At 43.2% G+C, this 25,587-nt stretch carries 22 protein-coding genes and 1 other annotated feature (1 of these 23 cut by a window edge); of the genes, 1 reads left to right on the top strand and 21 read right to left on the bottom strand.

All coding sequences use genetic code 11. The features are described from left to right. Window positions 1-83: 83 nt before the first annotated feature. From A5867_RS03215 to A5867_RS03170, 10 genes are all read right to left on the bottom strand, one after another. Complete coding sequence (locus A5867_RS03215; RefSeq protein WP_087626841.1) at window positions 84-2,084, bottom strand: TIM-barrel domain-containing protein; 2,001 nt, start codon at window positions 2,082-2,084, stop codon at window positions 84-86. Between the two features lie 33 nt (window positions 2,085-2,117). Next, entirely contained in the window at window positions 2,118-3,044 is a 927-nt protein-coding gene (locus A5867_RS03210) for an AraC family transcriptional regulator (RefSeq protein WP_016609618.1), read from the bottom strand. Between the two features lie 137 nt (window positions 3,045-3,181). Then, entirely contained in the window at window positions 3,182-3,448 is a 267-nt protein-coding gene (locus A5867_RS03205; RefSeq protein WP_005232191.1) for a DUF6171 family protein, read from the bottom strand. Between the two features lie 4 nt (window positions 3,449-3,452). Next, the gene (locus A5867_RS03200; RefSeq protein ID WP_087626840.1) at window positions 3,453-4,898 is read right to left on the bottom strand and encodes an alpha-N-arabinofuranosidase; all 1,446 of its coding nucleotides are present in this window, start codon (window positions 4,896-4,898) and stop codon (window positions 3,453-3,455) included. A gap of 10 nt (window positions 4,899-4,908) precedes the next feature. After that, window positions 4,909-6,531, bottom strand: coding sequence for a glycoside hydrolase family 43 protein (locus tag A5867_RS03195; protein WP_016609616.1), 1,623 nt, complete (start codon window positions 6,529-6,531; stop codon window positions 4,909-4,911). A gap of 18 nt (window positions 6,532-6,549) precedes the next feature. Beyond that, window positions 6,550-7,506: a glycoside hydrolase family 43 protein gene (locus A5867_RS03190; RefSeq protein WP_016609615.1), complete on the bottom strand. Its 957-nt coding sequence runs from the start codon at window positions 7,504-7,506 to the stop codon at window positions 6,550-6,552. Between the two features lie 15 nt (window positions 7,507-7,521). Continuing rightward, on the bottom strand, window positions 7,522-7,947 hold the full coding sequence (locus A5867_RS03185; RefSeq protein WP_005227286.1) for a hypothetical protein: 426 nt from the start codon (window positions 7,945-7,947) through the stop codon (window positions 7,522-7,524). Continuing rightward, window positions 7,947-8,798, bottom strand: coding sequence for a carbohydrate ABC transporter permease (locus tag A5867_RS03180; protein WP_005227285.1), 852 nt, complete (start codon window positions 8,796-8,798; stop codon window positions 7,947-7,949). Before A5867_RS03180 ends, A5867_RS03185 begins: the two co-directional genes overlap by 1 nt. Window positions 8,799-8,810: 12 nt before the next feature. After that, window positions 8,811-9,701, bottom strand: a complete 891-nt coding sequence (locus A5867_RS03175; RefSeq protein ID WP_005227284.1) for a sugar ABC transporter permease — start codon at window positions 9,699-9,701, stop codon at window positions 8,811-8,813. A gap of 45 nt (window positions 9,702-9,746) precedes the next feature. Further along, a complete protein-coding gene (locus A5867_RS03170; protein WP_005227283.1) occupies window positions 9,747-10,997 on the bottom strand; it encodes an extracellular solute-binding protein in 1,251 nt (416 codons plus the stop codon). Between the two features lie 315 nt (window positions 10,998-11,312). Between A5867_RS03170 and A5867_RS03165 the strand changes: the two genes are divergently transcribed. Beyond that, window positions 11,313-12,203, top strand: a complete 891-nt coding sequence (locus A5867_RS03165; RefSeq protein WP_005227282.1) for a metalloregulator ArsR/SmtB family transcription factor — start codon at window positions 11,313-11,315, stop codon at window positions 12,201-12,203. A gap of 72 nt (window positions 12,204-12,275) precedes the next feature. On the opposite strand, the gene A5867_RS03160 is transcribed toward A5867_RS03165, so the two are convergent. The 11 genes from A5867_RS03160 to A5867_RS03105 form a co-directional block, all read right to left on the bottom strand. Continuing rightward, window positions 12,276-14,099, bottom strand: coding sequence for an APC family permease (locus tag A5867_RS03160; RefSeq protein ID WP_005227281.1), 1,824 nt, complete (start codon window positions 14,097-14,099; stop codon window positions 12,276-12,278). 217 nt (window positions 14,100-14,316) lie between these two features. Continuing rightward, the gene (locus A5867_RS03155; protein ID WP_087626839.1) at window positions 14,317-17,028 is read right to left on the bottom strand and encodes a YhgE/Pip domain-containing protein; all 2,712 of its coding nucleotides are present in this window, start codon (window positions 17,026-17,028) and stop codon (window positions 14,317-14,319) included. A 288-nt stretch (window positions 17,029-17,316) separates the two neighbouring features. Then, complete coding sequence (locus A5867_RS03145; protein WP_005227279.1) at window positions 17,317-17,991, bottom strand: HAD family phosphatase; 675 nt, start codon at window positions 17,989-17,991, stop codon at window positions 17,317-17,319. A 46-nt stretch (window positions 17,992-18,037) separates the two neighbouring features. Then, window positions 18,038-18,838 (bottom strand): pyrroline-5-carboxylate reductase, encoded by an 801-nt coding sequence (gene proC / locus A5867_RS03140; RefSeq protein WP_087626838.1) that lies wholly within the window; start codon window positions 18,836-18,838, stop codon window positions 18,038-18,040. A 61-nt stretch (window positions 18,839-18,899) separates the two neighbouring features. After that, on the bottom strand, window positions 18,900-19,601 hold the full coding sequence (locus A5867_RS03135) for a GntR family transcriptional regulator (protein WP_005232219.1): 702 nt from the start codon (window positions 19,599-19,601) through the stop codon (window positions 18,900-18,902). A gap of 41 nt (window positions 19,602-19,642) precedes the next feature. Continuing rightward, window positions 19,643-22,081, bottom strand: coding sequence for a DNA translocase FtsK (locus A5867_RS03130; RefSeq protein WP_010748722.1), 2,439 nt, complete (start codon window positions 22,079-22,081; stop codon window positions 19,643-19,645). Window positions 22,082-22,211: 130 nt separating this feature from the next. Beyond that, window positions 22,212-22,649, bottom strand: coding sequence for a PIN domain-containing protein (locus A5867_RS03125; protein ID WP_087626837.1), 438 nt, complete (start codon window positions 22,647-22,649; stop codon window positions 22,212-22,214). A gap of 7 nt (window positions 22,650-22,656) precedes the next feature. Then, entirely contained in the window at window positions 22,657-22,974 is a 318-nt protein-coding gene (locus A5867_RS03120) for a hypothetical protein (RefSeq protein ID WP_005227274.1), read from the bottom strand. A 176-nt stretch (window positions 22,975-23,150) separates the two neighbouring features. Then, the gene (locus A5867_RS03115; protein ID WP_016609607.1) at window positions 23,151-23,954 is read right to left on the bottom strand and encodes an amino acid ABC transporter substrate-binding protein; all 804 of its coding nucleotides are present in this window, start codon (window positions 23,952-23,954) and stop codon (window positions 23,151-23,153) included. 13 nt (window positions 23,955-23,967) lie between these two features. After that, window positions 23,968-24,600, bottom strand: a complete 633-nt coding sequence (locus tag A5867_RS03110; protein WP_005227272.1) for an amino acid ABC transporter ATP-binding protein — start codon at window positions 24,598-24,600, stop codon at window positions 23,968-23,970. A 12-nt stretch (window positions 24,601-24,612) separates the two neighbouring features. After that, the gene (locus A5867_RS03105) at window positions 24,613-25,257 is read right to left on the bottom strand and encodes an amino acid ABC transporter permease (RefSeq protein ID WP_010748717.1); all 645 of its coding nucleotides are present in this window, start codon (window positions 25,255-25,257) and stop codon (window positions 24,613-24,615) included. Between the two features lie 308 nt (window positions 25,258-25,565). Then, window positions 25,566-25,587 (bottom strand) — a binding site (T-box leader) (it continues 213 nt past the right edge of the window).

Genomic DNA, 25,587 nt, shown 5'->3' with positions numbered 1-25,587 from the left:
GTTGCTTTTCTATTCATATGGTTCTTCCCCTCTCAACAAGGTACCTACTAGTCTTACAAACAACTCACCGTAACCATTTCCAGTTACACTTCATGAATCAAGTAACTCTGTTTTCCCTCTCGTAAAAAGATTGGTAAGGAATCAATTTGTGCCTGTGCGACAATCCATTGTCCACCTTCATAGATAGTTCCATCTCGAGCATCGGTCCATTTTGCTCCTGTTGGCAAATATACCTCACGCTCAGTAGCATGCGCTACAACGATGGGCGCTACTAGAATATCAGAACCATAGAGATACTGTGTTGTCAGTTCCCATGCCTGGTGATCCTCTGGAAATTCATAAAAAGTTGGGCGAATGACTGGCGTTCCTTTTTCATGAGCTGCGCGCATCAATTCACGCGAGTAGTCCCGCATCAATTCACGAATTCCAATAAATTTTTTCATAATCTCATAGTTCTTTTCCCCCAACGCCCATATTTCGTTAGCTGCTCCGGTTTGCTCTGTTTCTTCACCATCTGCCTTGAAGATTTTTTTATGGGGAGTACGTGAACCATGCAATCGCATGACTGGACAAAAAGTCCCGTATTGAAACCAGCGGATCAATAAATCTTGAAAATCTAGACTTGTCACAGAACCACCATGAAATCCGCCGATGTCACTTGTCCACCACGGGATGCCTGCTAACCCCATTTGCATGCCAGCAACGATTTGGTTGCGAAAGTCTTGATAAGTCGAATGAATATCGCCGGACCAAACCAATGCCCCATATCGTTGGCTGCCCGCCCAAGCACAACGAACCAATTTGATTGAATGTTCTTTTTGTGAGGAGGCTTCTCCCTCATCAAAACCACGAACATACTCACGGGGATAAATATTGCCTTTTTGCAACACACTCCCTACATAATAACGATAGGAATCATAGTCATACGTACCAAATTCTGGTTCAGCCTCATCCAACCAAAACAAGCGAATGCCGTTATTGACATAATTTTTTGATGCTTTCTCCCAGACATAGTTTCGAGCTTTAGGATTTGTTGGATCATAAAAAATGTTATTCCCATGAAACAACATCTGTACATCAATGCCGCGATCCGTTTTGACTAATAAGCCTTTTTCTTTCATCTCTTGAAAATTCTCACTACGCGTGTCGATTTGGGGCCAGATCGATACCATTAGCTCGATTCCATATTTATCTCGTACTTCTTCTGCCATCGCCTTGGGGTCTGGAAAGAAATTTTCATCAAAGCGAAAATCACCACAGCGCGGCCAATGATAATAATCGATCACTAGTACATCAACGGGAATGTTCCGCTCTTTGTGTTCCCTAGCGATCGCCACTACTTCCGCTTGTGTCGCATAGCGAAGTTTACATTGCCAAAATCCTAGACCATATTCGGGCATCATAGGTGCCCGTCCTGTCACTTGGCTAAATTGTTCTTCGATTTGAGCTGGTGTCTCTCCAGCAGTGATCCAGTAATCCAATTGCTTCGTACTTTCGGCACGCCATTCGGTCGTATTTTTACCAAAAGAGACCGAACCGATTGCTGGATTGTGCCAAAAAAAGCCGTATCCTTTGTTTGATAAATAAAAGGGGATCGAAGCTTGTGAATTTCGATGCGCTAATTCTAAATTACACCCTTTTAGATCAAAAATATCCTGTTGATATTGCCCCATACCATAGATTTTCTCCTCATGATTGGCTTCGAAAGTAGCTTTTAGTTGAAAATCTCCTCCAATAATCGACTTGAAAAACCGCGCCTTTTTCAAGAGCGCACCGCCAGATGCTGCTTCTTTCAAAATCACTTCACCTTTTTGATTGTAAAAAGTGATCTTGCCACAGTTGTTCCAGCCTGACTCTTTGGTGACTACTGCGTGGATTTTTCCATTACCGATAGATCCTACATCCCCCTCAATCGCAACCTCGGCCTTAGAATCTTGTGTTAATAATGCACAGCAGGATAAATCTAGTTCACCAGACGGTGCACTCACCACCCGCAAACTGTTCGTGCCCCAAGCAATAATGCGCACGACTTCATTTCCATTTTGAAATTCGAGGTAATTCTCACCTATTGAAAAAAACGACATTTTTGAACCCTCCTTTTTTTCAGTATAGCTGGATTACAGAGGGCTATCCTTCGACTTTATGGCGTGTTCTATCGTAATCATGTCATTTTTCCGATATTGTGTAGGGGTCTCACCAAACATCTTTTTGAAGCACACAGAAAAATGATTACTATTACAAAAACCGACAGCTTGAGCGATCGCCACCATGGTCAAATCAGTCTCTCGCAACAATTCTGCCGATCGGATCAAGCGATAATGATTTAGATAAGCCATTGGGGAAGTTCGAAATGATTGTTTAAAAAATCGTGTAAATTGCTCTTTACTTAAGGAAACAGAATCGGCCAAATCTTGTAATTGGATCATTTCATGATAATTACTATGAATATAAGATAAAACTATTTTTTCCCGTTTTTCTTGGAGGCGCTCGCTTGATTTTTTTGCTGGCTGGTCGGTCCCAACTTCTAATAGATGTGACAAGAGTTGGATAACAATCCCTTTCAGACGTAATTCACGATAGGACGATTTCCCCATAAAGCATTGATCAAATAGTTGAAACAAGGTGAGACTTTGTTGACTTTTATCTGGAAAATCCACATAAGAAGTAACACCTTCTTGTATCAAAAAAGGATCGATTTGTTGGCTTTGAATTCTATCTGATTGTCGACTCGTGATTAATTGTTCAGAAAAAACGATACACGAAAAACGGCAGCTTTGTTGTGCGATTCGATAGGCAGTGTGTAAAGTGTTGGGAGGAATCAGGACGATCGTATTTGCCTTAATCTTGCGTGAGACTCCATTAACGACTAATTCTAGCTGTCCTTGATGGACACATAAAATTTCGATTTCTTTATGCCAATGTGGCACAAAAAAGAATTCTCGCCAAACACTCACTAAATTAGGATAATATGCTAATGGGAAATCTTCCGTGCCATGGTTCGCAGCTTCATAATAAGCAAGCGCTGCAGGTTGATTTATTTTCATTGAATCACTCGCTCACTTTCCACTTTGTTAACATTGTTTTTCGTTTAATCATAGCGTATCTACAACGATTATGTAAGCGTAATCAAAAAAATAGTTTATCTGTTAATCCTTTTGACCAATTGAAACAAACAGGACAGCTACTTGACGAGCTGTCCTGTTTGTTCCCACATTCCTGCAGGACAGTTTTTCTTAGCTAAATTTGCGCGAAACCGATAAAAGCAGCCGCATTTGGTACAGGTATGATTCAATCGCAATGGACAAGTCTCACAAACAACGATTCTCCTACTGACGATCTCCGGCGAAGCCAAGTCGCTTTCTAAAGAAAGTTGTTCTGCAATCAAGGATTCAATGTCTTCCTGTGCTGCTGCAGCAGCATCTTTCACTTCGCATCCTTTACAAGTCATGGGATCAGACTGTCAATGAGATCGTTAGAACACTCATTGCTGGCACCCGCAAGCTGACTTTGTTCTCTTTAACATCGTAAGCGGTGAAGTCTTGGATCACCACATCTTCAGGATGATCAAAATCATTGTGTGCGTTCATTTTGTCCCCCACGATATAACGAGCTTCTTTCACTTCATTGATCGCTGTTTCCAGGGAGAAGGTTAATTCTTCCGTGCCTTGGGTAGCAAAATTACAAACCGATAGATGGATCGTATCCTCTTTTTTCGAAATCGTATACGTAATGGTATCACTGCTAGTTCCATGGCTATCAATGGTTTCAGCATCTTGATGGACTTTGTACAAATCAAAGACATGATAGCTTGGGGTTTTCACCATTTGTTCGCCATCTGTCAAAATCATCGCCTGCAGGACGTTGACGGTTTGTGCGATATTTGCCATATGCACTCGCTTGGCATGTTTATGGAAAATATTCAAGGTGATCGCTGCGACCATGGCATCACGAATCGTATTTTGTTGGTATAAGAAGCCTGGATTCGTCCCAGGTTCTGCTGAGAACCAAGTGCCCCATTCATCAACAATGATTCCCACACGCTGTTCTGGGTCATACTGGTCCATGATCGCGCTGTGGCGGGTCAATAATTCATCCATGTAGGCTGCTTTTTCACAGGTCACTTGCCACTCTGCCTCATCAAATTCCAAGGCGCTCCCTTTTTCTTCCCAGCCCTGCGGATGAACGTAGTAGTGCAAGCTTAGGCCGTCCATCAACCAATGGGCGTTTTTCATCAGCGTTTCTGTCCAATGATAGTCTGCGACATTCGCTCCGCCAGCAACTTTGTAGATTTTTTTGTCACCGTATTGGCGGACATAGGTTTGATAGCGGCGATACAGATCCGCATAGTACTCTGGCCGCATATTGCCGCCGCAGCCCCAGTTTTCGTTTCCTACGCCAAAGAATTTCATTTCCCACGCATCTTCATGGCCATTTTCTCTGCGAAGATCAGCCATCGGAGAAATGCCATCCATCGTGATGTATTCCACCCATTCCGACATTTCTTGCACCGTTCCGCTGCCGACATTGCCGTTGACATACGCGTCACATTCCAGCTGCTTGATCAATTCAAAAAATTCATGGGTCCCGAAATGATTGTTTTCAGTCACGCTGCCCCAGTGAGTGTTGACCATCGTTTTGCGGTTTTCTTTAGGACCAATCCCGTCTTTCCAGTGGTATTCATCGGCGAAGCAGCCGCCAGGCCAACGAAGCACAGGGATTTGAATGTTTTTCAGTGCTTCAACCACATCGATCCTCATCCCATTTTTATTTGGGATCTGCGAATCTTCTCCAACGTATAATCCTTCATAGATACAACGGCCTAGATGCTCTGCAAAATGACCGTAGATATATTTGCTGATCGTTGTTCCTGATTTTGTGTTTTGAATATTAATCGTCATTGTTATACTCCTATTCTTTGATTCCCCAAATGGACTCATTATTATCGCCAATCGTTGAGAACGTTAATTTTTGCTGTTCAAATTCTGTTATTTCCTGAGTTAATAAAATTCCTTTGAAGGTAGCTTCTTCAAAAGTCAATGCCAAGTATCCCGCATCGTACGTCCAAGTTCCGGTCAAGTCACCAGTAACGTTTCCATCTTTTTGAAGCTCGATCGTCTGCGTTTTTAGCATGGTCGTTCCATTGTCGGTACCATGGTTAATGATTTCATAGCGCCCGATAATGTCATCTTCTGTCAAAGCATCCGCTACTTGTTCATTGCCTCGATACTCGTAGGGTGCTGGAACTGGCCAGCCCTCCTCATTCATATACATTCTGTTGACCCGCACTTCATGGGCTTCGGTTCCATTGTTAAAGCGCGTATGGTACACCAAGGACCACTGACCATTCTCATCGATGATCGCCGAATTGTGTCCCGCTGCTCGATACCCCATTTGTTGAAACGAGAATTGGTAGTTGCCAATCAATTTGATGCCGTAGTTTGAATTTTGGTCCCCTTGTTCTAAGATTGGGCTATTTCCTTGGGCATCAAGGTAAGGTCCTTCTGGTTTTTCAGCGCGAAATAGTCGCATATTGTAACCACCTTTTGCTGCTAAACCACCGTAAGTGACGAATAGGTAATAATAATCGGTTTCCTCATCATAAACAATATAGGGACCTTCTCCTGACTGATGATAGCCGCCAAAAAGCTTGATCCCGAAATAGCGATCAATGATACGCCCATCTTCCGTCGTGCTATCTTCCCCAGGATACATTGGTTTTCCAGTGGCTGGATCAACTTCCAATAAAAAGATACCGCCAGACCAAGAACCATAGGTCATCCATAGTTTCCCTTCTTCATCATAAAACAACGCTGGATCAATGGCGTTTGGTGCATAATCGGTGTTATACGTCAGACCATCTTCGATCGCCCAGTTTTCACTGAACCCACTGATTTTCCCCTCTTTGATCAATTTGGCCAAATGGGTATTTTGATAGTTGGTATTGCGTTCACTACCATCTGTCGAATCTTTTTCTGTAAAGCCAGAATAGATCACGGTATCCGCATAGCTATAGGGTCCTTCGATCGTTTTAGCTACGGCCAATCCAATCGCTGAACGCCGCCAAGTAGAACTAGCTGAGTAGTAGAGCATGTAGGCTCCTTTGTCTCCATTTGACCATTCATAATCAGCATTCCAAATGACATCTGGTGCCCAAAGGCTGTAACCACCTTGTGAATCGGCATCATCATAGCCTGCCCATTCAAAAGTCTCAGCTAGATTTTCTTTTGTGTTACCATAGATCATATTGTCTTCCATTGATTCATATTCGTGAGTGAAAGGCACTTCCCAAGTTTGTAAATCTTCTGTTTTCGCTTGGGCGAGATGCGAACCAAATACGTAAAACAGCTCTTGGTCACCAACATGAATAGAAGTAATCGATGGGTCATGAATCGACACTCGATTTTTTGTCGTTGTTTCCCACTCCTTTTGTGAAAGTTGCTCAGCAGCATCTCCTGTTTGACAGCCAGCAAGAAATAAACTAGTAAAAAAAACGGACATGGTTAAACAGAGCATTTTTCTTTTTGTATTCATTTTTTCCCTCTCTTTTATCTATCCTTTGACTACACCGGGTTCGCCAAAATCAGGTAATCCATTTTTTTTCCAAGTAAACGGTTGGACATACGCATGTCGATTGGGATTTTCTAAAGGATTACTGTAATCATTTTTTTCTGGTCTTGCATGATACACTAAGATCTCTTGTTTCCCCTCCTCATCGACTGTAAAGGAGTTATGTCCTGGTCCGTATAGGGAATTTTGTTCAGAACTTGAAAAGACTGGTTCCTTCAACTTATGCCAAGAATATCCATTCAATAAATCACTATCCTCATCTGCCCACAACAGTCCCATCGCGTAGTTTTCATCCGTCGCACTGGCTGAATAAGTAATGATCACTTTTCCATTTCTAATCAAAGCAGCTGGTGCCTCGTTCACTTTGAAGCCAATTTTTTCCCATTCATAATAAGGAATGCTCAGCAGAATCTGCTTTCCTTTCAATGTCCAAGGATTTTCCATCTCTGATAAATAAAGATTGGAATTGCCTGGAATGTTTGGATCTGCTTGTGCCCAGACATAATACAATCGGTTCCTGTGTTCGAATACCGTAGCATCTAAACTGAAACTCTCAAATTGCGTCCTGATCTGTCCTTTTTCTACCCACTCGCCTGCAAAGGGATCTTCATTCGCATTTTCGATCGCAAACATCCGATGATGATGCTGATCATTTCTGACTTCTCCATGATCTGCAGCAGCAAAATAGATGTACCATTTCCCTTGAATAAAATGAATCTCTGGTGCCCAAATCAGTTCACTCATGGGGCCTTCGGCATGAGCCGTCCAGATGACTTTTACTTCACCGTCAGCCAGTCCTTTCAAGGTTTTCGCACGCCTTAATTCGATTTCCTGATACCCTGGTTTTGATCCAGTGAAGTAATAATATCCATCGGTATGCTTGTATATCCATGGGTCTGCACGTTCTAATACAATCGGTTCCAAATAATTTTCTGCCATAAATTCTACACCTTCTTAAATAATTCCATTTTCCGTTTTTAGTATTTTTATTGCTTTGTTTTTAGACATATACATCGTCGTAGCTAGTAAATAGAGGACAACACCGATCACATCATAGATGATCAAATGGATGATGACACAGGCGATCATCCAACGTATCGTTCCTTTGTTTATTTGTTTGTCTCGCATATTCTTCGCGTTGATCCAACTGATAACGCCCATCAAAATCGTCGCTAACGCAACGATCATAACTACCTTCGATATCATTCCTACCAGACTTGACTGCAAGTATTCATACTGATTTTGATTTTGAAATGCTGCGATCCCTTGTTCTTCAAACCAAGGATAATACCCAAACATCGTTACAAGACCAATACAGACATCCCAGACCGCACTGGCACGTAGTAAATTTCTTTCCAATTTTCGATTCATGATCTTCACTATCCTTTTATTCCTGCATTTAAGTTCATAGATTCAATGAAGTATTTTTGAGCAAATAGAAACAGCATGACGGTGGGAATGATCGCAATCAATGCCGAGCCCATCAATTGACCAATCATTCGGTAGTTGCCATAAATGTCTTGTAGTAATAGTAAACCGGCTGTGATCGGCATTTTACTAACATCCGTATACACGATCACTGGCCACAAGAAATCATTCCATGAACCTGTGAAAGAAAAGAGGCCTGCAACGATCAACACAGGTTTGATCAAAGGAACGATGATCTCTGCAAAAATTGTAAATTCATCTGCACCATCCATTCGTGCTGACTCGTCAAATTCAAGCGGGATACCTTTCATAAACTGTCGCACAAGAAAGATATTTCCCATCCCTGCTAAGCCTGGAATGATCATGGCAAGAGAAGAGTTGACCCAGCCGAAGGTTTCAATGATTTTGTAAGACGGAATCAAATTCACTACACCGGGAAACATCGAGATCCCCATCAAAAGATAAAAGATACGATCACGGTATTTAAACCGCATTCTGCCATAGCCATAAGCGGTCACTGAAACAACGATCACAACTAAAACAGTGTGCGTGACTGCGATAAACATTGAATTCCATAACCACTGCATTATTGGTGCAGTAGACGTATTAGTCAAAATCGCTACATAGTTATCTAATATCCAGTTTACGGGTAATAAACGAAACCCAGTGGAGACGATTTCGGTTTGAGAACGAAAAGAAGTGGCGAAGCTAAAAATCAATGGAATAACCCAGATGATACATAAAACGATCAGAAACAAATATGCGATGACCATACTAGGTATATGTTTCTTTTGTGTATTCATTTTTTTGCCCCCTTAAGTATTGCTTCTATCTAAAAGAAAATATTGAAATACGGACACACACATAATGATCAATCCTAAGATGACTGCCATTGCCGAAGCCATTCCTGCAATTGACTCTCCTTGACTAAAAGCCAATGAGCGGATATACATCATCAATACAGTCGTGCTTTGGTTTGGACCTCCACCTGTCATCATCAAAGGCTGTGCAAAGACATTAAATGCTCCAGCAGTTGTCATCACGATCGTATATAAAAGTGGAAAGCGAATAGATGGCAAGGTCACATTCAAGAATTTTTGGAATGCTCCCGCTCCGTCGATCTCTGCCGCTTCATAAAGGTCTTCATTGACACCCGCTAAAGCTGAGCGATAAATGATCATGTTACCACCGATTGCTCCCCAAATGCTGACAACAAAAATTAAGATCCAAGCATAGGGTTGTCGCGAAGCCCAAGAGAAATCGAATCCAAAAATATTATTGACGGCACCTAATCGAGAGTGGAAAATCAATGACCAAATCAAAGAACCTGCTGAAACAGAGATAAGACCTGGAATATATAGAATTGCTTGAAAAAGTCCTTTCAGCTTCACTTTTTTATGCTGCAATGCAGCTGCAATCATCAGTGGAATGATGATTTGTAACGGCACCATGATCAAAACGAAAATAAAGGTATTTTTCAAACCATTCCAAAATTGGGTATAGAACGTCGAGGAACTATCAAACAATAATGTTTTATAGTTGTTAAAACCGACCCAGACTGGATCAGAGATCAAATTCCATTGCGTAAATGAAGCATAAATACCATAGATCGTTGGAATACATACAAAAATAATAAAGAGTACCATGTGTGGTCCAATGAATGCGATCGATGCCCAGTTAATGCTCTTTTTTTTCATTCCTTTCATTCCCTTCTAAAAATTGGAAAAGGGGATAGAATTATCCCCCTTCACTTATCTAGCTACTTCTGCAATCTTGTCTTCGACATATTGTTGCATCGTTTCTAATCCTTCATCCATATCTAATTCACCGTAAGCGATATCTGTACTATAAACATCTAATGCTTCTAAGACATAAGAGAAATAAACGTAGTCAAAGATGTAAAGTGTTTCTTCTTCCTCTGGTGTAGAAGTAAAGAATGATTGTGGGTATTGTTGGTAATCATCACTTTCTAAAATATCTTTACTTGCAACGATTTGACCGGCTTTTGCCCATTCGATCGAGTTTGTACGAACAAATTCTAAAAATTGTGCGATTACTTCTTCTTTTTCTTCTGTTCTGCTTTCACTCTTCAACATGCCAAACATATGAGAAGCTGCTCGGTTGGTTGCGATGTCATCTGAAGTCGAATAAATATTTGTTACTCCCCAATTCAAGCCCTCAACCGCATCATGAGCGGTAGAAGTCCAAGTACCATCTGTTGATAAGAGTACGTTTCCGCCTTGGAACATCAAATACCCATCTTCTCCATAAGGTGTCATCAGGCCCGCATCTGTTAACGCTTTAATTCTTTCTAACGCTTCTTTCATTTCTGGCGTATTCACCGTCGGGTTCCCAGCATCGTCAGAAATCGCGCCGCCTAAGTTACGGATTTGCGCTAAGATAACCCAAGAAAGTAACGCATTATTTACGACATAATCGCCTTCTTCCATCTGCCCTGCTAATGACATCATTTCATCAAACGTCACGATGTTATCGTCTAACCAAGAAGTGACATTGTATTTTTCTAAAAGATCTTGATTGTAATACATGGCACTGGCATGGATATCTAATGGGATCGTATATTGAGTATCGCCGATTTTCCCTGCATTCCACGCCGTATCTAAATAATTGCTTTCTTCTAACTCAGGTTGATAAGAAACCAGACGATCAACCGGATCAATAATATCGGAATTGACAAATTCCTCTACTTTATAAGAATGCATCAAAGTCAAATCTGGAATCCCACTTTTAGAACTTACAACCGTACTTAATTTAGTGTACATATCAGACGTGATCACATGATTGATTGTATAATCGGAACCTGATTGTTCATTGAATTCATTTACGATCTGATCCATATAAGCGCCATCATCACCAGTAAGGGGTGACCAAAAATTAATCGTGTATTTTTCTTTTTCCGCTGCCTGATAACGATTAAAACCAATAAGGGCAACTGCAACGACTGCAACTAAAGCACCAATAATAATAAGTTTCTTCTTCATGTTTTTCCCTCTTTCATAGAAATTGAATTTTGGTCTTTGAAGCCGAACACGCCTATCCTCCTTCTCTTATTTGCTATCCCAGCATTTATAATTGCATTATTCATTTCTAGCGTTTGCAAACACTTTCAATTTACAAATAAATCATAACTTGATTTGTAATCGCTGTCAACAATATTTTGATTAATTTATTTAGGATAATATCTATATTAATTAATAAATATATTAATAGCTAGCGAAATAAACAACGCTATTTACACAAATTAGCAAATATGTTAACATTCAAGTAAATCAAACAGTTTAAGCGGAGGTGACACGATGCAATTAGAAATCAATCAAGAAGCATTGCCTGTCTATGAGGCACTTGCCAGTAACGTGCGAATCAAAATCATTCAATTGCTGGCTAAAAACAAGATGAATGTCAAAGAGTTGGCACAGGAGTTGGGCTTAAGCAGCGCTATCATTACGATGCACATCAAAAAATTAGAAGAAGCCAAAATCATCAAAACAGAGCGTGTGGGGCAAAAAAAGATTTCCAGTTTGAGAGTGGATCATATCGATATCAACTTTCCTGAGAAAATCTTTAATGCCTTTGATACGAAAGAAACGGCGATACCGATCGGTCATTATACAAATTATTCGGTAGAACCAACGTGCGGGCTTGCTACTTCAGCTGATTTTGTGGGAATGGTAGATGAACCGAAGTTTTTCATGGATCCTCGACGAATGGATGCCCGCATCTTGTGGTTTACGAAAGGATTTGTTGAATACCAATCGCCAAACTTTTTAGCAAGAGAAGAAAAACTTGAAATGATGGAGATTTCAATGGAAGTTTCGTCTGAATTTCCTTTTTCCAATAACAACTGGCCGTCAGACATCACCTTCAGCTTAAATGGTGTGGAGCTTGGTACATGGACTAGCCCAGGGGATTTTGCAGATATTCGCGGCAAGTATACACCGGATTGGTATCCAGACAATCTCAATCAGTACGGGTTATTGAAGACGATCCGCATCATGGATCACGGAACCTACATGGAAGGTGTTCCTCTTTCCGACATTACGATCAAGGATATACCTGCCTACGAAGATACGTGGCACTTAAAAGTGGAAGTCAAAGAAGATGCCGAGCATGTCGGCGGTTGTACCCTCTTTGGCAAGGGGTTTGGGAATTACGATCAGGATATCAAACTGAAAATGTTTTATAGCTAAAAAAAAACGCTAGTCTTAGCGGCTGACCCAAACATTTCTTTTGGGAATCAGGTCGCTAAACTAGCGTTTTTGTTATTTCTTCAAATGGTAACTGTACGTACTTACAATGATGTTCTCACGCCAAGAGAGTCTGAAACGCAAGCGCAGGCTTGTTTGGTTGTGCAAAATATTTTGCCAGCGACGTCTTGGGACAAACTGTGGAATGATGACGGTCGTTGTGTAATTGTGTTTGGCTGCATTGCGGCTGACTAGATCCACATAACGCAAGATGGGATTTTCAATCGAACGATACGAAGAATGAACGACGGAGAAACGCACGTCTGGGAATTTTTGCTTAAATTCTTGTTCGATCTCTTTTTCTTTCTTCACATCTTCATCCAACGAGACGTGCATCGCCACGACATAATCACCAATCGATTGGGCATAGTTCAATGCGCCGATATTTACTCGGGTAACATTTCCGACGAGAACGATCACGGTATTTCCTTCATAAACATGCAGTGCTTCTTGTTTTTCCAATCGCAGCTGTTCTGCGACTTTTTTATAATGATCATGGATCTTGTAAAAGATATACAAGAGGATCGGCATGATAATGAAGAATGGCCAAATATCGCCTAAGCGATACACGAACAAGATGGCAATGATCGCAAAAGAAATCAAAGCCCCAATGATGTTGGCGATCGATTTAAAGAACCAGCCTTTGCCTTCTTTTTTCCATTTGACGACCATTCCGCTTTGGGATAGTGCAAAAGGAATGAATACCCCGATGGAATACAACGGAATCAAACGCTCGGTCGATCCTTGGAAGATAAACAATAGGACGATGGAACCAGCAGCTAAGGTGATGATCCCGTTTGAGTAGCCGAGACGATCCCCACGGTCTTGATACATGTGTGGCATATATTTGTCTTTGGCTAAGTTATACGCCAACACGGGGAAGGCGGAAAATCCTGTATTTGCGGCAACTGCTAAAATCAGCGCTGTGGCAAATTGCAAAACGTAGTACATAAACCCATGACCAAAAACAGCAGAGCCGATTTGAGATAGGACGGTCACTTCTGCTTCTGGTACGATACCGTACCAATAGTTGATAAAAGTGATACCGACGAAGAAGAACCCTAAGATCGCAGCCATGATCGTCAAGGTCGCAGCTGCATTTTTCGCCCGTGGTTTTTTGAAAAATGGCACCGCGTTACTGATCGCTTCGACCCCCGTCAAAGAAGAGGAACCTGATGAGAAAGCCCGTAAGATCAAGGCTACGGATACCCCAGGCACGACAGCGCCTGGCAGTGCGGTTGCATTCAACGGTTGCGCACCAGTTACGATGTTGTACAAGCCGACCACGATCAAGACTGTGATCACTGCGATAAAGGTGTAGACTGGAATCATTAAGAAGCTAGCTGATTCTCGCAGCCCTCGCAGATTCATCATCATGATCAAGAGCACGATCACGACAGAAATCGCCACTTGATGGCCGAACAACGCTGGCACAGCAGAAGTGATGGCTTCTGCCCCTGCTGAGACGGATACTGCTACTGTCAGCATATAATCGATCAACAGTGAGCCGCCGGCAATCAGGCCCGCATTTTTCCCTAAATTTTCACTACTTACTACATACGCCCCACCACCGTGAGGGTATGCATGAATGATCTGACGGTAAGACAAGGTCAATGAAATCAAAAGAATAATAACAAAAGCAGCGATCGGTAATGAATACCAGATGGCAGCAGCGGAAAGTGCCACTAATACGACAACGATCTGCTCTGTCCCATAAGCAATCGAAGACAAAGCATCAGAAGATAGCAACGCAAGGGCCGCCGTCCGGCTCAGTTTTTGTTCATCATTCTCTGCGGATTTCAATGGACGTCCGACCAACAAACGTTTCAAATACTCCACTTTTTCTACACTCCTTTTCATGAAAAAATCCTTCGTTAAACTTGTAACGATATCCTCACAAATATTGAATTATCAAGACTGTATGCTACTCTTGTAACCGCGAAAAGTCAATGAAAATCAGATGAAAAAACGGCCCTTTTTCCCTCTTTTGATTATTAGAAATTTCACGTGATGGCACAAAAGCAGAAAGAACAAATGCTCTTTCTGCTTTTCGATGTTAGTGGAAGAAATGACTTTCTTTGGAAATGTCGCTTAATTTCTTCGTAGAGTTGACTAGATAAGGATACGCGTAGGTACCGACGATCCCAAAGACCAGGAACAAAATCGTTAAAATAACCAATTGTGGCACGGCATTTGGCCAATAGATCCCGCCAGCTGATTCTCTTAACAGATTGACTGCATGGGTAAATGGCAGCAGCGGATTAATGAATTGGAAGAACTTCCCAGAAACTTGGATCGGGTAGTTTCCTCCCCCACCTGAGATGGAGAGAACCAAAATGATGATGGCGATCCCTTTCCCGAGGTTGCCGAACAGTCCTGCCAGTACGTAAACGATCATCATAAAGGCGAGTCCGACGAGTAATGCGAAGAAGACACTGTACACTGGGTTGTGAACATCAACGCCTAATAAAAACATATTTCCTAGGGTCACGATCAAACTTTGGGCGACTGCCATCGTCAAGAACGTCAGCATTCGTGCCACAAAGGTTTCACGTTGTGTAAAGCGTTTTTTGTCTTTCTTCTCTAAATGATACTCCGTTGTAGCGACACTTGACAACAATAATGCCCCTACCCACAAACACAATGCGGTATAAAACGGTGTGCTAGCTGAACCATTGTTGGCGATTGGATAGATTTCATTGCTTTTTAATTCCACTGGTTGTTTGAAGAAGTCGGCTTCATCGGTGGCATCAAGTTTCAATAATTTGATGACTTCCCCAAGATCGACTTCATTTTCTCCTGCTCGGATCGCATCAGCGGCTTTGTGGATGCCAGCTTTGATGCTCGGCCAATCGTTGTTGATCAAATCAACGGCCGCATCCAAGGCTTTTTCAACTTCTGGCAGTTTTTCATCCACCATCGCCATTGTAGAGCTGATTTCTGATTTGATGGTTGGCCAATCGTTTTGCAAGAAGTCTACGGCCAACCCTAATTTTTCTTCGACCACTGGCAATTCGTTGTTGTATAGGTCGGCTCCTTTGTTGATGGCATTGACGATTTCATCCATGTGACCGTTCAGCATCGTATTGGCATCATGCAATTCTTGCTTGATGGCAGGCAATTCTTTTTGGTATTTTTCCAAAATCGTCACGGCATTGCTGACCACTGATTTGGTGGAAGACAGCAACGAGTCAAAATCGATCTCTTGGGCTTTTTTCAAGACATCTTCGGCGGTGGTGATGGTTTCGATTAGTTTGGTTAGGATGTCGTTGATGGTTTTAGTAATGGCATCAACATTAAAACTCTTAGGATCCAGAAGATCAGTAACATTTTGAGCAGCTGCGGTGACTTGATCGAGATACGCTGTAATTTCATCAACAGACCCATTTTGAACAAGGTTATTCAATTGCGATAAGCGGTCAGATAAAACACCTAGCGATGTTTTGGCATTGCTCAGTTGCGTAATGATACCTTCTAGGTCGGCGTTACTGCCAGAATTCTGAATATTGGTTAAAAAGGCAATCAAGGAATCCAAGGCTGCTTGTTGTTGTTGGATGTTCTTTTGAAAGTCAGTGATCGTTGCACTGATTGCTTGGCGTTCTTCATCTGTTAATTTTTTATCGGTTAGTTCTTGACTAATCCAGCTGGTTAACCCAGCAGTAGTTGTTGCCACTTGACGAATCGACTCAATTGTCACCTTCACACTGCTAGAAATACTTGGCAGGGCATCTTGCAATTGTTGCGCCCCATCTTTGGTCGCGGTGGCGAAGCTGGCGGCTTGGTCGCCTAGTTGTTCGATCTGTGGTAACGCGGCTTGCACTTGTTCAATGACTTGCAGTCCTTGTTTGGCGGTATCGATGCCGTCCGTCATGGTGCTGGCAATGTCATCAAAATCATCATCGATCATCTTCAATTGTTTGCCGGCATTTTGGATCTCTGGGATCTTCTCTTGCAAGGTCAAAATGATGCTGGCTTCTTTCTTCAATGCTGGCAGCTTGTCGTTTAGGCCAATCAGTTTTTCCCCCATGGCATCCACTTGCGGGATATAATCGGTAAATTCTTCGGCTTTTGCGATCTTTTCTTTGATTTCTGGAAACTTATCGTGCAAGGTGACGATCTCTTTCGTGTAACCGTCGATCGTAGCCAAATTGTCATCGGTATCTAAGATCATCGATTTGACTTTGTTGATGCTGACTAAGTTGGAATCAATGTCATAGCCGATTTCATTGAAGACTTTTATTAACGTAGAGCTGGCGGTTTCAATAAAGTTCTGTGAGATCTCTTCTTGAAGGCTGCTAGCTCCTTTCTCGGTGATTTTTGGTGCGATGGCGTTGATTTTTTGGTTGCTGTAATACTCAATGGTCGGTTTTTCGATTTTCCCGCTGGTAAAGCTGATCAGATCATCTGAAAAATCCGCTGGCAGATAAATACCCGCGTAATATTTTCCTGACTTGACCCCTTCTACTAAGTCCTCTTTTGAATCCAAGAAGCGCCAGCCCAACTGCTTGTTTTTATGGAGGGTGTCGATGACTTCATCACCGATATCGATGTGCTTGTCTTGAAATTCTGCCCCTTTATCCGCACTATAAACGGCGATCGGCAATTCACTGGTGTTGCCGTATGGGTCCCAGAGGGCTTTGATATTGAACCACGCATAAAGCGAGGGTAAAATCATTAAGGCAATGATCAAAAATGCAGAGATTGGATTGCTGAAAATTCGTTTCCAGTCCAGTTTATATAAATAGAAAACATTCTTTAGTTTATTCATTTTTTTCTTCCCCCACTAGTTCTTCGTCGAAGGATAATTTACCATGTTTTTCCCCCGCCGCCAACGGCTACGATCGACCAAGAAAAGTCCTTTTGACAAATGGACGTTTTTGTCAAAATGAAACCCCTTTACTTTTTGTTTTTTTTCGCTTATTGTTAAACTTTCTTTAACTTTACCATGATGGCGAAAAACACACCACTCATATCCTTTGATCTGTTTTTTTACAGGCCTTTCCTATACAAAAAAAGCTTCCTTTTTCTGCAACGAAAAAGGAAGCTTTTTTAGGTATTATTTCAGTTGATCCTTTGCCAATAACTCATACACATACTTCAATGAGGTAGCTTCGCCATATAACTGAAGATCTGCTTTTTCCTCTGGGGAATAGACTTGATCAAAACTTTGATCGGGAATCAGCACGACATCGATGCCCGCACGCGTCGCGGCTGTTGCTCCCACAAGAGAATCTTCCATGACTAAAGCTTTTTCTGCTGCGACTTGCGCTTTTTCTAAAGTCAGCAAGTACGGTGCTGGATCAGGCTTATGGGCGGAGACGTCATCGCCAAAGGTCTGATAGTCAAAGGCCTGCAACAAATCGAAATGCGCCAACAATTCAGAGGCTCTTTTTTTCATCGTCGAGGTGGCTAATGCCGTTTGGAAGCCTTTCTCACGAGCCAAGGCGATGGTTTCTTTCGCATAGGGTTTGGTTTTGAAGGTGCCATCGGTTATTTGCTGGGCAATATAGACTTCCCGTTCTGCTCGTAATTCCTGCACCCGCTGCTGACCGCCTACGAGGTCGGCTAATTTAGTGGCAGTCTGTTGCCAACTTTGACCACGCCAACCAAAAATATCAGCGGCTGTAATCGGAAGCTCATACTTTTTAAATAGCGCCAACCACCCATCAAAATAGACTCTTTCAGTATCGACTAACAATCCATCAAAATCAAAAATCAAAAGTTCTTTCATAAACGCTCCTTCGTTTTGCTAAGATTTTTTCCTCACTCACTGGGGATCAAGACATCTCCCGACTTTTGTCAGCAGCTGCTTGCACTGCTTTGATGACAGCCGCACGAAAGCCATTTTCCTCTAAGGTTTTGACTGCTTGGATCGTTGTGCCCCCTGGTGAGCTGACACGATCCTTTAAGACACCTGGGTGTTCCTTCGTCTCTAGTACCATCTTCGCTGCGCCTAATACCGCTTGAGCAGCAAATTCATACGCCATCGGCCGCGGCATTCCTTCTGCCACTGCTCCATCTGCCAAAGCTTCAATGAACAAATACGTGTAGGCTGGTGAAGAACCGCTGACACCAATGACTGCATCGATCATGCTTTCTGGTACTTGCTCGGCTTTGCCCAGGCTTTCAAAAAGCTGTTTGACTTCGTTGGCTTCGGCTTCCGTCACTTGACCGTTGGGACTGATAGAAGACATCCCTTCCCCCACCAGTGCAGGGGTATTTGGCATGACCCGCACGATTTTGTGCGCACCGATGATTTCTTCCATTTGCGCGATCGTCACACCCGCGGCAATAGATACTAGCAAATGCTCCTTGGTCAAGCCGTCTTTTAAATCAGCAAGCAAGCGGGGAAAGACAAAAGGTTTAACTGCTAAGACGAAGATCTCTGCTTTTCCGGTGACATCTGCTAGCTTAGTTGTCCCAGTGATCCCGGTTTCTTTTTCTAATTGTGCCAAAGTCGGCTCGTAGCGATGGTTATAAACCAATATCTCTGCTGGTTCATACAGGTTTGCTGCAATCAAGCCGTTGATGATAGCTTTTGCCATGTTACCGGCTCCTAAAAAGGCGATTTTTCTCATAGTTTTCACGCTCCACTTCTGATTTTGGTACCACTTTTTGCTAAAAAAGCCTAATCAATGACTAGGCTTCAAACTCGATCATATACGGATGCAAGGCGGTGTTATAGATCCCTTCTGTATATTCTACCACTTCTCCTTGTAGATCATACGAATAACGGGTTCGTTTCAAGGCAGCGACCTCTGGCGTGATCATAAACTTCTGTTGCTCTTCGGTCAAGGTCGTTGCCACGAACGCATCTTGAAAGCGATCGATGATCATTCGATGTTCATCCAATAGGCGATACAATGATTTTTCTTCAAAGACCTCGATGGAGGTACCCTTTAGCTGCTTTGGCAAATGGTACTCATAGTAAATAAAGGGTTGGTGGTCAAAATAATACATGCGACGTAAACGCATGACTTCTTTGCCCATCAAAGAATACGCGGGGTGCTCAGGCGCAAGTTCGACTAATTCATAGCTGAGGTTTTTCTTCGTGTATTCCTTGCCAGTCTTTTCAAGCAATTGGCTAAACGTCGTGCCTTTTGACAGCTTGTTATAAGGGCGATTGCTTAAAACCGTCGTCCCACGTCCGCTGCGTTTTTCCACATACTCATCTGCCGCTAACAATTCGATGGCTTTGCGGACAGTGATCTTGCTGACATTGAAGGTGGCTTCCAATTCTGTTTCCGTCGGTAAAAATGAACCAATCGGGTAGCGACCCGACATGATGTCTTCTTTGAGCTTATCGGCAACATCACGGTAAAGAATGTGTTTGCGTTTCATTGCTATCTCGCCTTTCTCTCATTGGATTGGTCTTGTTCTCCTTATTCATCAAAGGTAGGAATGTCTTCTGGTTGCGGCTCGATCAAGACTTTCCGCGGCTTGCTGCCTTCAGAAGGGCCAACGACGCCTTGATCTTCTAATTCATCCACTAACCGAGCCGCTCGGTTATAGCCGATGCGAAAACGTCGCTGCAAGAGAGAAACGCTGGCGGTCTGCATTTCCACCACAAGGGCTTTGGCATCTTCGAATAGCTCATCTTGCGGTTGTCCGCTGCTGCCGGTACTCGTTTCTTCCTCAGTGACCATCATTTTTTCTTCATAATTGGCTTCTTGCTGATCGGTCACGAATTCAACCACTCGTTCGACTTCTTGGTCGGAGATAAAGGCCCCTTGGACCCGAATCGGTTTGTTCTCACCCATCGGCAGATACAGCATATCGCCGCGTCCCAGCAGTTTTTCGGCTCCGTTCCCATCAATGATGGTCCGCGAATCGACACCGCTGGAAACCGCAAAGGCCATCCGTGATGGAACATTGGCTTTGATGATCCCTGTAATGACATCCACACTTGGTCGTTGCGTTGCTAGGATCATATGGATACCTGCTGCCCGTGCCATTTGCGCCAAACGAATGATGGCATCTTCGACTTCGTTGCTAGCAACCATCATCAAGTCGGCTAACTCATCGACGATCACTACAATGAATGGCAAGATCGGACGATTTTCGCCGTCTTCTAAATTCTTATTGATCACTAAATCGTTGTAGCCAGTAATGTTTCGGACCCCAGTTGCCGCAAATTTTTCGTAGCGCTCTTCCATTTCCTTGACCACTTTTTGCAACGCTTGCGCCGCTTTGCGGGGATTTGTCACGACAGGTGTCAAGAGATGGGGAATCCCATTATAAACATTTAATTCAACCATTTTCGGGTCGATCATCATCAGTTTGACTTCATGGGGTTTTGCCCGCATCAAAATACTGGTGATGATGCCGTTGATGGCTACGGACTTCCCGCTCCCGGTCGATCCGGCAATCAAGAGATGGGGCATTTTCGTTAAGTCTGCCGTTTGGACACGGCCAGAAATATCGCGTCCTAAAGGTACTTCTAGTAGTTTATCTGGATGATCCGGTTGGGCTTCGATCACTTCTCGGAATGAAACCATGCTGACTGCACTGTTTGGAACTTCGATCCCAATCAATGATTTCCCTGGGATCGGCGCTTCCATCCGCACATCTTTGGCAGCTAAGGCCAAGGCGATATCGTCGGTCAACCCGACGATTTTGCTGACTTTGACCCCTACTGCTGGTTGAACTTCGAATTTGGTTACTGCTGGTCCTAAGCTGGCTTTGACGACTTTTGCGTCAACACCGAAGCTTTGGAAGGTGGTTTCTAACACACCGATATTTTGTTCGATCTTTTTGTACTCGCTGCTTTGATCCGTTGAAGGGATCGAATCGAGTAATTGCGCTGAAGGCAATTCATAATCACGATTTTCAGCTTCTTCGGAAATCTCAAATTCCAACACTTCACCATCATCATCAAGGATCTCTCCGTCTTCATTGACCTTTTTGCTTGGTCCCGGTTTGTTTCCTGCTGGATGTGGTGCTTGAGCGGCCTCTGGTCCCGCCGCTTGCGGCAATTCCTGGAAGTGGTCGATGGGTACAAAGCTCAGCTGCTCTGGTTCAAAATCAGCTGGCGCTTGCATCTGTTGTTCTTTTGCTGATTTTTCGTCTTCTGTCATTGGTCGGACTTGATTCTTTTCTTTGATCTCCGCCATGACTGCTGCTCGCTCGGCTTCTTTTTTGGCTTCTTTCGCAGCTTGTTTCTCTGCTGCTCGTTCCGCTTTGCGGGCTTCTCGTTCGGCTTGCTTTTCTGGAGAGCCTTCTAACAACCGCTGCAGCTTGTCACCAGCTGCTTGCAGGTGCTCGACTAACTCGTGGCTGCTCATTTGGCTGAACAAGAACGCACCGATCAGCATGAGTAAAACAGCGATGATGTAGCTGCCGATCTGGGAAACAAGAAAATAGGTCGCCCCATAGAGCATGGCGCCAATCATTCCGCCCCCGACATTTTGGGTCACTTGGCTGCGCCGGATATCGCCTAACAGCGTCATCCATGTCGTTTGGAAGATATTGGCTTGTTCTCCCACCACATTACTAAAGATTTGCGCATGGAGGATGATCAGTAAACCAAAATACACCAATACACAGCCGATCACTCGCCGAATACTCTTAAATCGAGCATCGGTCGTTTTGATCGCTAACCAGACACCATAAGCGGCTAGGGCAACACTCAAAAATTGGTACGTGTTTCCGCCAACGATCCGAAACCCGTTGGCAATCAAGGTTCCTAAAAAACCTAAATGGAAAAAGCCAAATATCGAAAACAAGACAAAGAGCAGGCCGACGCCGACCAGCATTAATTTCTCTTGCTGTTTTTGTTGTTTTTTTGTTTTGCGTTTCTTTGCGCGTTTTTTTTGCGCCATTTCTATCCCTCTTTTCATCTTTCCCTATTATAACGAAAAAAGAAGGCGAACAAAAGTTTTCCTGTGAGAAATTTTGGTTAGCTGTTGGAATTTAAGGAAAAAAGAGGATGTCTGCCAGATATAGCAGTGATCATCCTCTTTTTAGCTGCTGCACAAATTCAGCGACTGTATAGACAATCAGTCCCGATGATTCAAAATCAGCTGTATTGGTCGTTACTAGACTGTCGATTTGATTTCGCTTCGCACAAGCTGCTAAAACAGCATCCTCAAAATCTATCATTGTTGAATCAAGCGCCTGAAGGCAATCTGCTTCCGTAACGGTTAAGACGGTATGCACTTGGATCAGTTTTTTGACTTCCCTCCGAGCATCGACTCCTGCTGCTCCATCGAGAATATAGAAAAGATCCGTTAAGGTACTTGCCGTAATCACGCCCTCGCAAAGTCCATAAATGGAACTGTTGTATATCTGTTTGATGGCTTCTTGATGGCTTTTAGACCCTCTTCCTAATAAATAGTCAAGGATCACATTGGTGTCAATCACGACTCGTTTGGCTTTGTATTTGGTCATGCTTATTTTATTCTCCCAGATATTTTTTCCTACGCCGTTCGTTTCTTACTTTTTTGATGTCCACAACGTCAGGTGTTTCAAATGAATCTGCTAAAATGCCTTGCAATGAATCGACTAAACGAAGTTTCTCCTCTGGGGACAACTCTCCTACTGACTGCTTTTCTGTAATAACTAACTGTTTTTTGCCATTGACTTCTTCTGCCAGTTCCATTTCTAGTTCAGAACCTACCTGGAGATCCAATTTCCGAATCATTTTCTTAGACAAGCGAACCCCCTGTCCGTTGCCCCACTTAATCAAATGAGCGGTCTCTTTATAATGTTCCACTCGGCTCCCCCCTCTTTATCGGATTTTCCTTACTACCTATCATTATAACATGAGCACGCCTATGTATACACAAGTATATACTTCAATCGTTCCTTCTTTCCTTAAATACGCAAAAGAAATGAATGTATAAAAAAAACACCAACTGCTAAGCAGCCAGTGCCTCTTGTTGACTTGTTTTAGTTTGGTGTGACGTCTTCGCCAAACCACTTTTCAGAGATTTCAGCAAAGGTGCCATTGTCTTGCAATTCTTTCAAGCCATCATTGATTTTATCTGCCATGGCTTGATCGTCTTTACGCACACCTACAGCAAAATCTTCTGCTTCAAAGGGGCTTTCGATTTCGTTGAAGTCATCGGTTTTGCCTGTTTGAGTCAAATAATATTCTGCGTAGACGCGGTCGATCAAAAGACCGTCGATCCGACCGTTTTCTAGATCGATAAAGGCTTCATTAAAGCTGGCATACAAGGTTGCGTCATTGCCGTCTACGAGATCCTTCAAAACTTCCGGTTGGTTGTTGAAGGTCTCATAACCAGAAGAACCTTCTTGGGCACCTAAGACTTTGCCCTCCATATCATCAAAGCTAGTAATGCCGCTGGCTTTCGCTGTGACTAAGACTTGTTTGTTTTCCATATAAGTATCTGTAAACAATACTTTTTCTTCACGAGCTGCGGTTTTGGTATACCCGTTCCAGATCATATCGATGGTGCCATTGCTTAGTTCGGTTTCTTTCATGGACCAATCGATTGGTTGAAATTTGACTTTGGTTCCTGTTAGATCCAAAATCGCTGTGGCTAAATCCACATCAAACCCAACGATGTTGCCTTGGTCGTCTTTAAAGCCCATCGGTACGAAGGTATCGTCTAGGCCGACGATCACTTCTTCTTTGTCAGCGGCACTGGTTGTGGTGTCATTGCTGCTGCCACACGCCCCTAATAAAAATACACTTGCTGCTGCGATTCCCATCAATAGTAATTTTTTCATTTTATTCTCCCCCTTATTCTCCTGCTACTTTTAATAATTGATCACCGATATTTTCGGCAAAAACCAAATCATGGGTCACCACGATCTGGGTCACTCCTTCTTTTTTCAGATCCAAGATCAGCTGTTCGACTTGCTGTCTCAAGCCTGGATCTAAGGCGCTGGTAGGCTCGTCATAGGCCAACACTTTGGGATTCATCGCCATCGCTCGTGCGATAGCCACCCGTTGCCGCTGCCCCCCGGACAATTGGAAGGGATATTGGGCTAGTAGGTCACTTAATCCTAGTTTTTCTGCCAACTGTTCGGCTTTTGCTGTATACGCGGCCTTGTCTTGTTTTAGCACCATTTTTGGCGCCAAAGTGATGTTTTCAAAAACTGACAAGTGCGGAAACAATTGGAAGTCTTGGAAGACGACACCGACGACTTGTTCTTGTTCTTTTGTGTCGGTGGGATCAAAGGCTTTGCCATCCAGCAAAAAGCTTCCAGAATCGATCGTTTCTAAACCAGCCAGTGTCCGAAGCAAGGTGGTTTTCCCGCCACCGGAAGGACCGACCACCGCTAAGATACTGCCGTCTTCGATCGTCAAGTCTAGCTGATCGATGACTTTTTTAGCGCCAAATGACTTTGATACTTGTTTTAGTTCTAACATATGTGGTTCCTCCTAACGGTAATAGTCCAGTTTGGTCTCGATTTGTTTTAACAATAACGTAAAGACGCCTGTCATCACCAAGTAAATCAAGCCGACCCCAACTAACGGAAGCAAGGTACTGTCTCGCTCCATGGCGATTTTCCCGATTCGCATCACGTCTGACAATCCTAAGATGTAAACGAGGGATGTGTCTTTGACAAGATTGATGACTTCATTGCCGACAGATGGCAGGGTGATCTTGACGACTTGTGGGATGATAATTTTTTGGATCGTTTGGATCGGGGACAAACGCAAGACTTTCGCGGCTTCGTATTGTCCGGCTGGAATCGATTGGATCCCTCCACGGAAAATCTCGGCAAAATAAGCAGCGTAATTGATAATAAAGGCGATCAAGGCTGCTTCAAAGCGGTCAAAGACGATCCCTAAGATCGGCAGACCGTAGAATACGAAGATCAGCTGTAGCAATAAAGGCGTTCCTCGCATCAACCAAACGTAGACTTGCACGATCAATTTCAAAATACGCAGGCGACTGGCTAAAACAAAGGCCAACAAGATGCCTAAGGGAATGGACCCGATTAAGGTCAGTGCGAACAATTTAACGGTGATTCCAGTTCCTGAAATTAGTTGGGGCATAACATTGACTAAATACTCAAACATGGTGACTTCCTCCTTGATAGGTTTCAATTTCGATTGGCAGCGATACAGCTTCGCGACGGTTTGCTCCGACGCTTATGTGACGCTGGGCGTTGGCTGGTGAGGGGCAACTGGCAAGTTTCATTTTTCTAAAAAAGAAAAACAAAAAAAGCGCACACTGGCATTTGCCAGAGGACGCTTGATACGTGGTTCCACCTCAATTTGCCTTTCCTTCACAGGAAAAGGCCTCGTGCAGTCCTTGTGATCCTTCCACTTTCGGTTTTCGGTGAGATGCAAAAAAAGAGAAAAAAAACGTCCCCTAGCCATTACAGCTAAAGGACGTTATCAACGCGG

Source organism: Enterococcus sp. 6D12_DIV0197 (genome assembly GCF_002174385.1).
Classification (GTDB): domain Bacteria; phylum Bacillota; class Bacilli; order Lactobacillales; family Enterococcaceae; genus Enterococcus_D; species Enterococcus_D casseliflavus.
This window is presented reverse-complemented; position numbering and strand designations above follow the sequence as displayed.